10 protein-coding genes are annotated in these 15,370 nt (G+C 40.3%); 3 read left to right on the forward strand and 7 right to left on the reverse strand.

Annotation, left to right across the window (positions count from 1 at the left end; translation table 11 throughout):
* Nucleotides 1-165 precede the first annotated feature (165 nt).
* The 7 genes from ABMQ40_RS08440 to ABMQ40_RS08470 form a co-directional block, all read right to left on the reverse strand.
* On the reverse strand, nt 166-492 hold the full coding sequence (locus tag ABMQ40_RS08440; protein ID WP_370898668.1) for a VanZ family protein: 327 nt from the start codon (nt 490-492) through the stop codon (nt 166-168).
* Nucleotides 493-517: 25 nt separating this feature from the next.
* Complete coding sequence (gcvH, locus tag ABMQ40_RS08445) at nt 518-895, reverse strand: glycine cleavage system protein GcvH (protein ID WP_370898513.1); 378 nt, start codon at nt 893-895, stop codon at nt 518-520.
* Between the two features lie 110 nt (nt 896-1,005).
* A complete protein-coding gene (gene sov, locus ABMQ40_RS08450; RefSeq protein ID WP_370898515.1) occupies nt 1,006-8,091 on the reverse strand; it encodes a T9SS outer membrane translocon Sov/SprA in 7,086 nt (2,361 codons plus the stop codon).
* 6 nt (nt 8,092-8,097) lie between these two features.
* Nucleotides 8,098-8,682, reverse strand: a complete 585-nt coding sequence (gene ruvA, locus ABMQ40_RS08455) for a Holliday junction branch migration protein RuvA (RefSeq protein ID WP_370898670.1) — start codon at nt 8,680-8,682, stop codon at nt 8,098-8,100.
* Between the two features lie 217 nt (nt 8,683-8,899).
* Nucleotides 8,900-11,200 carry an NADP-dependent malic enzyme gene (locus ABMQ40_RS08460; protein WP_370898517.1) on the reverse strand — a complete coding sequence of 767 codons (2,301 nt, stop codon included), beginning with the start codon at nt 11,198-11,200 and terminating at the stop codon, nt 8,900-8,902.
* 15 nt (nt 11,201-11,215) lie between these two features.
* Nucleotides 11,216-12,067, reverse strand: coding sequence for an ATPase (locus tag ABMQ40_RS08465; protein ID WP_370898519.1), 852 nt, complete (start codon nt 12,065-12,067; stop codon nt 11,216-11,218).
* An 84-nt stretch (nt 12,068-12,151) separates the two neighbouring features.
* On the reverse strand, nt 12,152-12,415 hold the full coding sequence (locus tag ABMQ40_RS08470) for a hypothetical protein (RefSeq protein ID WP_370898521.1): 264 nt from the start codon (nt 12,413-12,415) through the stop codon (nt 12,152-12,154).
* A gap of 228 nt (nt 12,416-12,643) precedes the next feature.
* On the opposite strand from ABMQ40_RS08470, the gene ABMQ40_RS08475 reads away from it, so the two are divergent.
* The 3 genes from ABMQ40_RS08475 to ABMQ40_RS08485 are packed head-to-tail and all read left to right on the forward strand — an operon-like array spanning nt 12,644 to nt 15,319.
* The gene (locus ABMQ40_RS08475; RefSeq protein ID WP_370898523.1) at nt 12,644-13,102 is read left to right on the forward strand and encodes a GtrA family protein; all 459 of its coding nucleotides are present in this window, start codon (nt 12,644-12,646) and stop codon (nt 13,100-13,102) included.
* A 3-nt stretch (nt 13,103-13,105) separates the two neighbouring features.
* Entirely contained in the window at nt 13,106-13,834 is a 729-nt protein-coding gene (locus ABMQ40_RS08480) for a lysophospholipid acyltransferase family protein (RefSeq protein ID WP_370898525.1), read from the forward strand.
* A gap of 39 nt (nt 13,835-13,873) precedes the next feature.
* Nucleotides 13,874-15,319, forward strand: a complete 1,446-nt coding sequence (locus ABMQ40_RS08485) for an MFS transporter (protein WP_370898527.1) — start codon at nt 13,874-13,876, stop codon at nt 15,317-15,319.
* Nucleotides 15,320-15,370: the final 51 nt, after the last annotated feature.

The raw sequence follows: 15,370 nt of genomic DNA on the forward strand, positions 1-15,370 counted from the left end.
TTTTCAGTGCCGCAAAGATAGAACCTTATTCTTCTATCATCCAAATTTATTTAACGTGATTTTATCAATTGTGGAAACTTATATCCATAACTTACTGATAACATTATATTTTCCACATGATCAGCAGTTATCCACAATATCGAAATAAGCGTAATGGGATCAGAATCAGAAATAGCGGCCCACCAATAGCTTATATATATAATACCCAAGCAGGGATCCGATAATATCTGCTATTATATCCAGAGTTTCCATGGATCTCCCCAGGCCCATCTCTTCCTGAAGGATCTCAGTAAGAAAGGCATATATTAAAATTATCTGAAAAAAGTAAATGAATTTTATCCTGGGAAAAGCTGCAATAAAGGAAAACCCAAGAACGGCAAATATAGTCAGGTGTAAAGCTTTATCAATGCCTGAGAACATGAACCAATATTCATGATTCTCCTGTCCTGGCTTAAGAAGCATATAAGTAAGAAATGCCCAATAAATGGGCAAAATCTTACTGAATATTTTTGAGATTTTATCCAATGATAGCCTGGTATTCTTCAGCAGAAAGCAATTCAGACTGATCTGCTCCATCAGCGACTTCTAATTTGATGATCCAGCCGTTTCCGTAAGGATCGGAATTTAATAATTCAGGTTGGTCTTCCAAGTCTGAATTAAATTCAATAACTTTTCCTGAAACAGGTAAGAATAAATCTGAAACAGTTTTTACTGCTTCTACACTTCCGAAAACATCTCCACCATTAAGATCATCATCTACAGTATCTACATCTACGTATACGATATCTCCAAGCTCACCTTGGGCAAAGTCTGTAATACCGATCGTAGCAATGTTACCTTCGATTTTGATCCATTCATGATCTTTAGTGTACTTTAATTCTGATGGTGTATTCATTTCTAAATTTTTATTTTGTACAAATGTATTTAAAATTATAAAAGGTTCAAATATCGGATATAAAAAATGTCCCTCAAAATTGAAGGACATTTAAATTTTAGTCATTTTATCTAGAATCCGCCAGAATCTCCAAATGTGAAGGTTGCTGAAAGTCCTGCTCTGATGGTGGAAAGCGGGAATGCCGTGGAGATTTTGTATTTAGATGTCATCTGCTCATAGAATATCCTTAAATTAAGATTTTCAGAAACATTATAATCTGCTGACAGTTTAATATTCAATAGTTTCTGACCTCCTGTAATCTGAGAGTCATCCAACAGAATATTGGTAATGCTTGTCCTGCTGTCTCTCAAAGAGAAATCGCCTCTGATATTAAGGTCACTTCCTTTTCCTCTGGTTCCTCTTCCTCTGATATTAGCCGTTCCTAATCTGAAGTTACGGATGATATATCCTAATCTTACAACATATTCCGTATTGGCATCTTCTGTAAGGGTATGGTTCACCAATCCCAGTATTAATGTTCTCATCCTGTTATACTGTAAACCGAACTGCATATTATTTCTCATGGTAACATCAATTCCGATCAATGGTGAGAAGTTTTCAACATAACCAACCTGAGCGAAAGTAAATGGATTGATATAATCTCCATTAACGTCCAGCCTTTCTTCAAGAGGCATACTAAGACTGTTAAAGTAATCAATGCTCGACTGAATGCCTGATGCGGTATAAGTCGCAGTATATGCATGCAATAGATCAAATTTAGAGAACTGGCCGTTAATAATCGGAATATTTCTCAATCCTGAATAGGTGATTTTCCAGTTCGGTAAAGGTAAACCTGCTTTTTTAGCATCGCCTATCATTTTTGGTGATTTGCCTTCTACTGCGGCTCGGAAGGCCGGTATCAGAACATAGGCATTGGAAATACTGTGTCCTTCCGTAAATCCGTCAGGTCCTATATTTCCTCCCAGCTGCTGGGAAATTGCCCTGGCATTCTGTCTGAGAGCCTGATAAATGGCCTGCCCGTTGCTGAAGGAAGTTTTCAGCAGCACTACGGAATTGGAATAGGTGACCATATCATTGGCAAATGTATAATCCGGATTTGGAATATGGGTGATCGGATCCACATAATTAAATCCGGTATGCGAAAGATTCCTGTTATAGGTATGGAGTCCACTGAGGTCTATTCTGAAATCATTTGCCGGCATTATCTGTAGGTTGGCTCTCAGCTCGCGGGTTGACATCCGTACATACGGATCCGTCATATAATCAGAGCCACTTACCCAGCCATTTTCCATAACAATCCTTCTGATATCTGCCTGTGATCCCAACAGGAATCCTATAGTAGGTCCTCCCAGTGTCTGTCCGTATCCATACCAGTTTGGTGCAGACAATAGTCCCGGAAGAACTGTCCCGTTATTTTCAGTATAGGTAACATCCAGCTGCTTAAAGGATGTCAATAAGTAAGCTGCACTTTGCAGCGGCGTCAGCCTGTTTTTAAATTTATATCGCTTAAAGCTGAATCTTTTTTTCTCCCATTGCTGGGTATAAACATTGTTTAGGGAGTCAATCTCCTGCTTACGCTTCTGAAGTTTCGCGGAAATATTCTTGAAATATTTGAACTGCCCGAAAAACTTCGTGAAATCCGCAGTGGCTGTAGCATTGATCACATTGGTATTCTGGCCGATGGAGCCTAAGCTTTCAGATTTATTGGTATCCGGGTTAACAAAATAACTCATAACCGTACTTCGGGCGTTCCAGTTATAGGTAAAGCCATATCCAAGCTCAGCATCAATGAAATCCAGATAAGGAAGATACTGGAACGGCAGTTTATAGTTCAGCTGTACCCTGTGATTATACAATACCGGTCTTCCCGCTCTGAATATATTCCCGAAGATCGAGTTATTATCCATTGTATTGACATCCACATTATCATTAAGTGTTCTTGTCGCGGAATTAATTTCCAGCTTTAATGATTTTGTGAAATTGAAGCCTAAGGCATACTGCCAGCCAAAATAGAAGTTTCTGTTTTTAATGGCAGCGAAATCATCGCCGTAGTTTCCACTTAAGATTGCATCAATATTTCTAAATTCAAGCTCATTATAATTCCTGTCAATTTCCGTCCTGAAGGAGAATCTTGTTGGAACCGGGTTAAAATTAAATTCTTTTATCCAACGCAGATATTTGGTTGATTTGGCCGTATCACTGATCATTTTATTGAAAGGCCTGATTACCCATGGTTTGAATGTATAATTATAGTCAATATATCCCCTCAGGTATTGCCTGTAGTTTTTCTTTGTATAAATATCTCTGTAAAAGTCATCATTATAAACAGCCGTAACGGAAACGTTTTCTATATCATAGAATTTAGTTTTTTTGTTCGGGTTCACTCTTTCTTTATGCATATTGACAACTCCAATGCTTCTTTGCTGTGTGTATGTTCTTGCCACTTTTTTAAGCTGCTCTTTATTGGCGGCTTTACTAAATTCAACATCGGTGTCCAATGGATTGTACTTCGGATCTTCAATGGTCTGCGAGTAAGAATAGTTCAACGGAATCTTCATACCGCTTTTTTCCGGAAGGAACTTATCTACATTCACAGAAGTATTGATGCTGAATGCTGATTGTGTAGACTGGTTCCTTTCCGCAGGCTTGGAATCTATATTACCAAAGCCTACAGAGGTATAGGATGCGCTTGTATTTACCACAGCAAAGTCTCCCAGGTTGAAGTTCAGACTTGCATTCCCTGCATATCCTCCATCATTTTCAATTTCGGAAAGACGTATTTCGTTTACCCAAAGTACCCTGTCTATTGAAACGGCTCCTCTGTCCCCGGCATTTCTGATCCCTAACATGATGGTGGTAATATTTCCCAAACTAGGTCGCCCTTTGATATAAATCTTTTTAAAATTCACGTCTCCACCAAATAAAGGATCCTGTAACCTGGCCGCTATCTCATTTGGATGGTCTTTATCTCTTCTTATTTTAGCATCTACAAAATTCTGGATATCCAGATCCACTTCATTTTCAAACGGCCAAATTTCTAAAGGAGTAGTAGCGGTCTTCGGAGTAAGTTTCAAAGAAGCTTCATATTCGTAATAATTATCTGTAGCGTCACTTCCGAAACGAATAAAGAACTTTGTTTTTTCATCCATCTGGCCGATATTCAGATCTCTGTTCGTAGGGTCCTCTGCATGTACAAATAATTTCAACTTTTTATATCTTCTCATATCCAAAGATGTATTTTTAAATACACCTCTTGCTTCTGTGCTTACCAGATTTGAAGCTTTTAAATACAGAGAAGCTTCATTCTGTCTTTGTGCACCCGCATTTCCGCTTAAAATCTGTCTGTCAATACCCGGAGGTAAAACATATGGTGGCTGGTTCAGAGCATTTTCTTCAATATTTACGCTTCCAATTTCCAGATCCTGAGAGCTCGTATCCACAGTACCTTCATCTGTTGCAGGATCTGTACCATATTTAGCGATATTTTTAGGATATCTTCTCCAGTCTGATCTTACCAGATCCAACGTTGCGAATCTCAGAGTGGAAGTCTGATCAAAACCTTTTAGTAGCAACCTCGCAAATCTCACATTATTCAGGATTGAAATATCATGATCTCCTCCTGTTCCCGGCTCATCATATTTTGATACCGGAATCCTGAACAGATACCATTTTACTTCAGAACTCTGCCCGTTCTGAAACTGGGCCTGAACGGTTTTCACATCCACAATATTATTCTGCCCCAACGTCAGGCTAGCCTGATCAAGGTTAACGATGTATTCGTTATAGCTTTCTGTCTGATCCAGATTGTAATCTTTATTAATATCTTCAGCGTCAGGGGTCTGTGATGATACTTCCAGAGAGTTACTTTGTGAGTTTCCTTCCGGCCCTCTGAAATATTTATATCTCTGAACCACGGATGCAGCCTGGCTTCCTGTAAATTTATTAGACATGTAGAATACAAAGTCATCTACTGCCGGGTCTGTCAGGTTGGTTACCGGATTGGTAAAGGTATTTCCGAATTTCATTGCTTCCTGATCTGATGTCAGACCGTCATAGCCGGCATCCTGCGCTATTCTTTCATCCCCTTCGCTGGAGAAAGCATAGAGGATAGGAGGTTGCTTCGGCTGCACACCCCAGTTTGAATTGGTGGTTGTGGAAGGCGCGGAAGGAGTAGGCAGCCCATTCTCGTACTGCATATATCCGTCTTTAAGGATGTCCTCTGATACGTTACCCAGCTGTAACAAAAGTTTTGGTGCCGTACCTAAGGTATTTCCGTCCGCATAAGGATCCATCAACCAGAATTCCACATATTCTATATTGGAATTTACAAAATTGGAAATGCTGATCGGCCTCATGATACCAGCCCATCTTTGCTGGGTACTCTCAGTATTCGGATTTACGTTGTAAGGCCCTTTTTCCTGCGGATAATAGGAGATGTCGAATGTATGAGTATAAGTCTGTTCACCCGCTACGAAATCTCTGTTATTATAGATCTCGGAAAGCTGAACTCTTCGGGAAGCATGATTTGACATTGATTGCGGTGTGATGCCTGCAGGAGCTCTTCCTCCTACTCCCCAGAATCTCTGATCAATATTATACCAGGATAACAATCCTCTTCCGTAACCGTTAGTAAGATCGTTGCTGGTACCTGCTCCCTGGAACAGAGGGTCAGACTGGTTTTTCTCCGGCTTTGAGGCCAGACTCCAGGCTGTCGGTTCCTTTAATGATATTTTTGAGGTGGTCTGTTCAAAATCATCAATATATGACTGGTCATTTGTTCCCTTATTAAGCCCCGGAAGCAAATAGGCCGCTTCCATTTTGAAGTTAAGGCTGGATGGCGCTTCTGTATTAACAAGAGGAATTTTATCCGTTAATCTCGTCAGAAACGGCAACTGATTGTTATACATCAAATTGATCCCCGCCATGGTATTATTTACAGCTTCCTGCCCATAATTTACCTTTTGGGTAAGCGGAGATTCAGAATAGTTGACAACAGTTCCGCCTAAAATAAAGTTTTCACTAAACCTTCTTTCCAGATTTAATCCTAAGAACCTTTTTCTCTGGGTATTGAATGTTAATTGATTTTCCAATGAAATGTTGATAGCCTGTCCGGATTGCTTCACCTGCTCATTGATGATAGTCACCGTACCTAGCATATAATCCACGGTATAGTCAACACCTTCTGTTAACTGAACACCATTGGCAGAAACCTTTACTGATCCCTGCGGAACGTTTACGGCTCCCAGGGAAATCCCCTGCCCCTGTGTTCCTTTGTAACGGCCTTCCAGGGTATATCGCTGTGCCAAGTTGCTGGAGCTTGCTACCTGTTTCTGCTGGGTATAGAGATCAGAAAACACGTATTGCGGATTATTGCTTCCCAGCACCTGAGCCATATAGCTTCCGAAAGGCTGGACTTTCGTAAAGATCACTTTTCCGGCCTCGGGTCTTATCGTAATTCCGTTGACAAAGTCAAAAATCCCGTCTCCGGCAACACCTCCATTGGTCTGAAGGTCACCGTTCAGATTCAGACGGTCCCAGTTGAGTAATTTTAATAAGTTGATATCCTGAACTGGGGTATTCGGAAGATAATTCACTTTTCCTCCCGTTTGTGCATCCCTGTAAAATACATTCAGAATAAATCCGTCCTGGTTGATCTGGCTCGCATCCAAAGAATAGATATTCTTCATCATCAGGTCCCACATCGGCGATGTCGTCTTCACCGTGGAATTGGATCTTAAAACTTTCGTTATCAATACCTGGCTCTCTTCTGAAAATTCCCCTACTTTATAAACCTGGTTAGAGCCATTTACCGTATATGAGTAGGACACCGCCAAAAGCTGTCCGTCATTAAGCTTCTGATTTAAGGAGATGTATCCTAATTGTGGCTGAAGAATGTATTCGTTAGTATTCAGCCTTCTTGCTTTTTTATTGAAAATAAAATGTTCCCCGTTTTGGTAAGGCTCCGTAGATCCCGGGAATGTCTGCCCCTGCAAGATGTCAGCATAATTGGTACCTGCATCCCTCGGTGTTCCCATGGTCGTAGAAACAGCCTGATAAAGCCCATTTTGAGTATTATCCGGTAATCCTGACGCTCCTTCTCCCAGATCACGGATCCCCACAATACTTTTCTGATAAGCCAGATTGCTGTTTCCCTGATCAAGCACCCATACTTCCAATCTGGTAATATTGATTTTTGAATTGATCTGAGGATAATTCAATAAGGCATTGTCATAAGTGTTCACGAAATAATGCCCCAGGAAATAGTGCTGGTTGTCTTCATAGTCTATGGCATTTACCTTGAAATTGTTCATTACCCCTCCTCCCTGTACAACAATATTTCTGGCTTCGCCCTGTTGTTGTGAAAGCACTACAGTTCCATAGGTCTTTCCAAGCTGAAATTCGGTCTTCACCCCGAATAATGACTGTGAACCACGGATAAGACTGGTTGATAAAGGCATATTGACGTTACCAAACTCTACTCTTTTGATAATTTTATCTTCGCCACCTGCATTGGGCTTATCAACATCTCCCAGGCCTTTGGTCTGGAGATCTTTCCAGCTTCCTTTCGCCTGCCATACCAAATTCATCCTGTTCTCAAACGCAAAACCGCTCTGGGTATCATAATTGGCCTTCAACTGGAGGTTCTCTCCTACTTTTCCTAATAAACCGAGCTGAATCCTCTGGTCGATATCAAAAGTAAAGCTGGTCCTGTTCTGTGGAAGGATCAGCGGGTTATCTATTTTCTGGTATAATCCGGCAAAATCAAATGACGCGTATCCTGACGGAATAATTTCAATTTTATTGCTCCCGAAAATAGTCTCAAAGAGTCTGTTATTGATGGTGAGCGACGGTATCAGCCCTTTCTTCGCGGCATCACTTTTATCTTTTCTGAACATTAAGCTGTACCGGTCTGATTTTTCCTTGTAATAGGCCCTTGACTGAGTTGCCAGCATAAACTCCTTATATTCTTCCGGAGACATCGCTGTAGGAGGCCCTGTTATGGTGTTTCCTATTTTGGGATACACATAGTACATCCCTGTTTTTATATCATAGAAGGCTTCATAATGGGTAGGATCAGCCAGCTCATAATCTTTCTTTATAATAGCCGTATCACGCACCTGCTGGGCAAAAGTGCCTACAGATATGCATAAGAACGACAGGAACAAAAATATATTAAGATACTTATTATTTGCCACCAAGTGTTAAATGTTTTTTAAAATTTGTTTAACCAGTTCTTCCACTGAAATGTCTGGATTTTGTTTTATAATTTTATCAGCAATTTTCTCGCTCATTCGTTTAGGAATCCCCAAAACTTCTAATGCAGATAACGATTCTTCCTTTATTTTATTATCCACAAGCGTAGAAATATTTTCCTCCGGATTGCTGAATTTCTGGACCTTATCCTTCAGATCCACTATGATCCTTTCAGCAGTTTTGGCACCTATACCTTTGGCTTTCTGAATCACCATACTATTGCCGGAAAGTATGGCCGCCGCAATTTCATTGAGGCTTAAAGTCGATAATAAAATAAGAGCAGAAACTGCCCCTACTCCGTTAACGCTTATTAACAGATTAAACATTTCTTTTTCCGAACGTGTGTTAAAACCAAAAAGCAAATGGGCATCTTCACGAATGATCTGCTGGATAAACAGGAAAGCTTCCTGATTGGGAACAAGAGACTGTGAGGTCATCAAACTAATGCCTACATAATAGCCAACACCTTGTACATTAATTACTGCGTAGGTTGGAGTAAGCTCCTGAACTATACCTTGTAAAGAAAATATCATCATTAATTTTTAAAACTCCCAAATATAGTAATTTAAACTAATTTATGCTTTCGTTTCATGGACGAATGAAATTTAACTATATTTTTGAATGTAATTAGAATAATTTTTATAAAAAATAAAAGACTCCATATTTTTGGAGTCTTGAATTTTCATATTGAGAGTATTATTAAAGTCCACCCGGCTCAATACCGGAGCAGTCCTGAATAACCTAATTGTCCTATGGTTTCTTGTTTTCTTTCTTTTCTCTCCTTTGGGCATCAAGAACGGCAATGGTGGCGAGATTCACGATCTCATCAACACTTGACCGCATCTGTAACACATGGACAGGCTGCTTCAGTCCCATTAGGATAGGCCCTATAACCTGAGCCACCTTCATTCCCCTGATAATTTTATAAGACAGGTTGGCACTTTCAAGGTTCGGGAAGATAAAAGTGTTGGCCGGAGTGGTTCCCAGCTTTGAAAAGGGATAATCGCTTAAATGATCTGAATTCATTGCAAAATCAGGCTGTATCTCACCATCCACAATCATCTTTGGATATTTTTCATGAAGGATGCTTACCGCTTTGGCCACTTTCTTAGAAGTATCGGCAATGGCAGCAAAGTTTTCAAATCCAAGCATTGCAATTCTTGGTTCGATTGCAAAAGTTTTCACCGTGATTTCAGCCATTCTGGCAATATTTACAAGGTCTTCCGCGCTTGGGTTATGGTTGATGGAAGTATCAGCAAAGAAAATAGGTTTTTTTTCAGACAGGATCATCATCATCGCAGCTACCTTATCTACACCTTTTTCTTTTTCTATCACTTCCAGAACAGGTCGTAAAACTGAGGTATAATTTTTGGAAAAGCCTACAATAAGGCCATCCGTATCACCATGTCTCAGCATTAACGGGCCGAAATAGTCTCTCTGGCGAACAAATCTTTTTGCTTTATATTCGTTCATTCCTTTTCTTTGGCGAAGTTTCCACAGCGTTTCCCTGTATTTTTTTCTGTTTTCCTTCTGATCATCATCACTAGGATCGATAATCGGAATGTCCAGCTCTATTCCGAAACGCTCCATCTGCTCCCGAATGTATTTCTTGTCTCCTAACAGGCTCGGATAGGCAATCCCTTCTTCGTACAGGATTTGTGCCGCCTTCAATACATTATATTCTTCAGCATTTCCTAAGGTGATTCTCTTTGGATTAGATTTGGCACGGTTCTGCATCATTCTGACCAGCTTTTCATCTCTTCCCATTCTGTCAAGAAGCTGGTTTTCATATTCCTGGAAGTCTTCAATCGTTTTTCCTGCAATACCACTCTCAATCGCAGCTTTGGCAACGGCACTGGAAACTTTTGTTATCAATCGGTTGTCGAAAGGCTTGGGAATAAAATATTCTCTTCCAAATTGCAGGTTCTGGATGTTATAAGCTAAAATTACAGCTTCCGGAACCGGCTCTTTTGCCAGATCAGCAATGGCATGTACCGCTGCCAGCTTCATTTCTTCATTAATACCTCTGGCCTGTACATCCAAGGCTCCCCGGAAAATGTAAGGGAACCCCAATACGTTGTTTACCTGGTTAGGAAAATCACTTCTTCCGGTAGCCATAATAACATCTTTGCGGGTTTCCACGGCAAGATCATAAGCGATCTCCGGATCAGGGTTTGCCAATGCAAAAACAATAGGGTTTTCATTCATGCTGTTAAGCATTTCCGGGGTCATTACATTCCCTTTGGATAATCCTACAAAGACATCAGATCCTTTTACGGCATCTTCCAGTGTTTCTATATCGGTTTGAGCGATGAAATCCAGCTTCTCAGGAGTAAGGTTCTCCCTTTTATGGTTGATAACTCCTTTACTGTCACACATAAGGACGTTCTCTTTTTTAAGTCCCAGCGCGATATAAAGTTTGGTACAGGCGATTGCCGCTGCTCCGGCACCATTCACTACCATTTTCACCTCTTCGATCTTCTTATTGGCAATCTGCAGTGAATTGATGAGGGCCGCGGCGGAAATAATGGCCGTCCCGTGCTGATCATCATGCATTAAGGGAATATCAAGTTCTTCTTTCAGCCTTTGCTCTATATAGAACGCTTCGGGGGCTTTTATATCTTCAAGGTTGATCCCTCCAAAAGTAGGGGCAATCCCTTTTACAATTTCAATAAATTTATCCGGATCCTTTTCATTGATTTCAATATCAAAAACATTGATATCCGCGAAGATTTTGAACAGAAGCCCTTTTCCTTCCATTACAGGTTTTGAAGCTTCGGCTCCGATATCTCCCAGACCAAGAACTGCCGTACCGTTGGAGATCACCGCTACCAGGTTTCCTTTTCCTGTATAGTCATACACTGTTTCAGGCTTGTTATGGATCTCCATACAGGGTACCGCCACTCCCGGCGAATAGGCCAGAGACAGATCTCTCTGGGATGAATGCGGTTTTGAAGGGATGACTTCTATTTTTCCTTTGGGTTCAGCTTTATGGTAATCTAACGCGGCCTGATTAAAATTCTTTTCGTCGCGGTGGGTTTTACTTGACATAGAGTTTGTTTTTTATTAAAGTATATATTTAATATGGTAGTCTACTAAGCTTTCAATAGGCTTTTGTACAACATGTCCCACATTTAAATTAAGTTCTGCAGCAGCAGAACGCAGAATATTTTCATAATAGTAGGCAATGGAGCCGATAAAGTTGATTTCAGCCTCTTTTGATTCTTCATAAGGAAGTACCTGGTAGTCGAAGAAATTGATCATTTCCTCATAAACCATTTCCTGGAAATAGGGATGATCTTTTCTTTCAACCACAAATTTATTAAAATCTGCCAGATAGGCATTAGGCCTTGTGGTATGGTACATGTTTTTCAGTACCTCATCAATGGTTAGGTGATATGTGCTTTCAAATTCGGCATGCAGGTCCTCCGGAAGCTTTTGCATGAAAAACCTTCTTACCAGTTGTTTTCCAATAGCGCTGCCGCTTCCTTCGTCACCCATCAGGAAACCTAAGGAAGGAAGCTTTATTTTTATATCTTTTCCGTTAAAATAGCACGAATTCGAGCCTGTTCCCATAATGCAGACAATGGCCGGCCGGCCTTCATACGCTGCATAAGCTGCGGCCACCAGATCTTCCCTCACCGTAATCCGGGCATTTCCGAACACCTTGCCAAGCTCTTCCATTATTGTCCTGCAGTTCTTTTCAACCCCGCAGCCTGAGCCATAGAAATAGATCTTCGTGATAGAGTTTCTAACAGTGGTTAAGCTGTGATTTTTTTCAATTTCAGGGACAATAAGTTCTCTGTTGATAAAATTGGGATTGAAACCTATAGTTTCTGTTTTCAGAAAGACTTTTTTAAAATCATCCAGTATCACCCAGTCTGTTTTAGTAGAACCACTATCAACAATAGCAACCATATCTAGCATTTTAATTTAAAGACGCTAAATTATGAATTTATCTTGAAAATAGCTTAAAAACACTCCCGGGCGGTCTGAGAATTATTAATGTTTGATATCGGTTTTTCCTTCTTTAAATTGTATAAGCCAGTCTTCAATTTCATCTTCCAGATAGGATGTCTGAAGTATCATTGCATCGATAAAATCATCGGGAACAGGCTCACCTTTAGAGTTTTCCAGATTCCAAAGTTCGTTTGATATATTTTCGTATTCGGAATACACCCGTTTGAAACGAGAGTTCTCTTTTTCAAGAGCCTCAATATTTTTTTGTTGAAGCTGGAATTTTCTGTATTTGTTTTGACGTTTCATACAAATATTATAAAAATAGTGGCTGGGTTCAAAACCGTATGTTCAATCACGCATTACAAGATAGAAAAAACCATCAACACAAGTAGTTGAAAATGAATTTATTATCAGGTTATATTCACATCACTCTGAAAACTAAATTTAGAAATATTTTTGAATCTAAAAAAAATTTTAACAACTTTTTTTACTGTTTAACATATAGTTATAAATTTGCATATCATATCAATTTTGATGAGAGAATTAATACTACGCCAGAAACAGATTTTGTTCTTCATAATAGCCGGAGGACTGAGCGCGATTGTAGAAATCGGAAGTTTTAAAATCTTCAGCACCTACCTGCCTCCGCTTATTCCCAAAGAGACCAATTTCCATGGCATCCATTATCCGTTAAGCAATATTCTCTCTACAAGCTGCGGGATCATCAGCAATTACTTCTTAAGCATCTGGTTTGTATTTGAAAGGGGAAAGCATTCCAAAAGAAAGGAATTCGCTTATTTCATGGTTATTTCCTTCATTTCAACCTTATTGAGCCTGGGATTCTTCCAGTTTTTTTACAGTTTCATATTTAACGATAACATCAACCTGGGCATTTACACCTTAAGTCCCGAAATGATCAGTAAGATCTCCGCTATCCTGCTGGTGTCCATCCTTAATTATTCTGTAAAAAAGAAAGTAATTTTTAATGGCTGAACTGTGACAAAGATTTTAAATTACCTCTGGAGATTCTGGCTGCTATTGCTGGCTCTTGTTTTAACCCTCATTCTGGGAATTCCCGTTTACCTCTTATCTTTTAATAAGAAGCATTACAAGTATGCGTACCGGTTCATCCGCATCTGGTGCTTCGGAATGTTTTACGGGATGGGTTTAAGGTTTGAGCTTATCAGGCTCAGTGACCAAAAAATAGACCCGGATAAGCAATATGTTTTTATCTCGAATCATACTTCGATCATGGACATCATGCTTCCCTGCATTTTATTCCCCAATCATCCTTTATGTTTTGTGGGCAAGAAAGAGCTTGTAAAAATCCCGGTTTTCGGAACCATATATAAAAGGGTATGTGTGATGGTCGACAGAAGCAGTGCCAGAAGCCGCGCCGATGTTTACAGAAGATGCGCCGAAAAGATGGAAGAGGGAAACAGCATTGTGATCTTTCCTGAAGGCGGGGTTCCGGACGATACATCCATTATCCTGGATGATTTCAAGGACGGGGCCTTTATCCTATCATCGAAGCACGATTCTCCTCTTGCCGTATACACATTCGTAGGATTAAAGGAAATGTTCCCGTTCGACAATTCAAAAGGATACCCGGGGAAAGTAAGGGTCTATTTCAATGGAATTATGGAACCTTCCGGGTCTCCGAAAGACTTAAAAGAGAAAGCTTTCCAGGAAATAAAAAAAACCTTGCTGAAACGTTCTTTTTAAAAGAAATAGTTATATTTGTTTCCAGAAATTTTAACAAATATGTCGAATTATTCCAAGCAAACTAACTGGGGACAATTTATCCCGTTGGTTACTGTGTTTTTTTTCTGGGGATTTGTAGCTGCAAGTAATGACATCCTGATCCCAGTTTTCAAAAAAGCCTTCAATCTGTCACAAACCGAAAGTATGTATGTACAAATATGTTTCTATGTTGCATACACCGTCGGATCACTGATCTATATGCTGATCTCCAAAGGTTTGAAACAGGATCTGATCAATAAGATAGGCTATAAAAACGGGTTGATATTCGGACTTCTTATTTCTGCTGTGGGTACGTTATTATTTTATCCCGCTGCCAACCTCGGCTCATTTCCTTTAATGATTTCAGGTCTTTTTATTGTAGGGTTAGGATTCTCACTGCAACAGATTGTAGCCAATCCGCTGGCTATCGAAATAGGGCCTTCTGAAACCGGCTCTCAACGATTAACGATGGCCGGGGGAATCAATAATCTCGGGACAACAATAGGTCCGCTTATCGTTTCTTTTGCTATTTTCGGTTCTGCTACAGCCGCAAATACCGAGGCAAGCGTGGAGAGCGTGAAGATCCCGTATCTTATTCTGGGAGCAGCCTTTATTCTGGTGGCCATCATGCTTAAGTTTTCTTCGCTGCCTACCATTACCCCTACCAATGTGAAAGACACTGATGAGATCACTTCGGGAGAACATAGAAAATCCGCTTTCCAGTATCCTCAATTGGTTTTAGGAATGATCGCTATTTTTGTATATGTGGGGGTAGAAGTTTCTACAGCCAGTAACTTACCTGCCTATATGGAAAAGGGGCTGGGTTTTGAAACTAAGGATGTAGCTCCTTATATTTCCCTTTATTGGGCATCACTAATGATCGGCCGTTGGACAGGAGCCGTAGACGCCTTTGATCTGAGTGCCGGTCTGAAAAAGATCCTGAGATTCCTGGCTCCGTATCTTGCTTTTGGGGTATTCCTTTTAGTAAACGCGATCGCCAAGCATGATCTGTCTCATTTTTACGTATATGCCCTGATCATTATCGCTATGATCATTTGTGATATCATGAGTAAAGGCAATCCCGCAAGGATGCTTCTTATTTTCTCCTGCGCAGGTATCATCGCTTTGTTGATCGGTATGTTTTCAACAGGCATGGTTTCCGTATATGCTTTCACCAGCGTTGGTTTATTCTGCTCTACCCTATGGCCTTGTATTTTTGCCCTTGCCATCAATGGCCTTGGAAAGCATACCAACCAGGGTTCGGGATTCCTGATCATGATGATCATGGGAGGAGGTATCGTAAGCTTTATTCAGGGATTTGTTGCGGATCTAACCAATATCCATTTCAGCTATATCGTTGGAGTAATGTGTTTTGCTTATCTGGCGTTCTATGCCATCAGGGTAAGCGGGATTTTAAAGTCTCAGGGTATAGACCTGGATAAAATTTCCAAAGGCAGTGGACATTAATAAAAAGATATATAAGAAGAAAAGGTTTTGGGCAGGTATATTACTTGCCCA

It is taken from the genome of Chryseobacterium gossypii (assembly GCF_041361455.1).
Lineage (GTDB): Bacteria > Bacteroidota > Bacteroidia > Flavobacteriales > Weeksellaceae > Chryseobacterium > Chryseobacterium gossypii.

Excerpts from the sequence above, each read along its gene's own strand:
- ABMQ40_RS08465 (WP_370898519.1), bottom strand. The coding sequence starts at position 12,067 with ATGGTTGCTATTGTTGATAGTGGTTCTACTAAAACAGACTGGGTGATA.
- ABMQ40_RS08470 (WP_370898521.1), bottom strand. The coding sequence starts at position 12,415 with ATGAAACGTCAAAACAAATACAGAAAATTCCAGCTTCAACAAAAAAAT.
- ABMQ40_RS08460 (WP_370898517.1), bottom strand. The coding sequence starts at position 11,200 with ATGTCAAGTAAAACCCACCGCGACGAAAAGAATTTTAATCAGGCCGCG.
- ruvA (WP_370898670.1), bottom strand. The coding sequence starts at position 8,682 with ATGATATTTTCTTTACAAGGTATAGTTCAGGAGCTTACTCCAACCTAC.
- ABMQ40_RS08475 (WP_370898523.1), top strand. The coding sequence starts at position 12,644 with ATGAGAGAATTAATACTACGCCAGAAACAGATTTTGTTCTTCATAATA.
- ABMQ40_RS08485 (WP_370898527.1), top strand. The coding sequence starts at position 13,874 with ATGTCGAATTATTCCAAGCAAACTAACTGGGGACAATTTATCCCGTTG.
- gcvH (WP_370898513.1), bottom strand. The coding sequence starts at position 895 with ATGAATACACCATCAGAATTAAAGTACACTAAAGATCATGAATGGATC.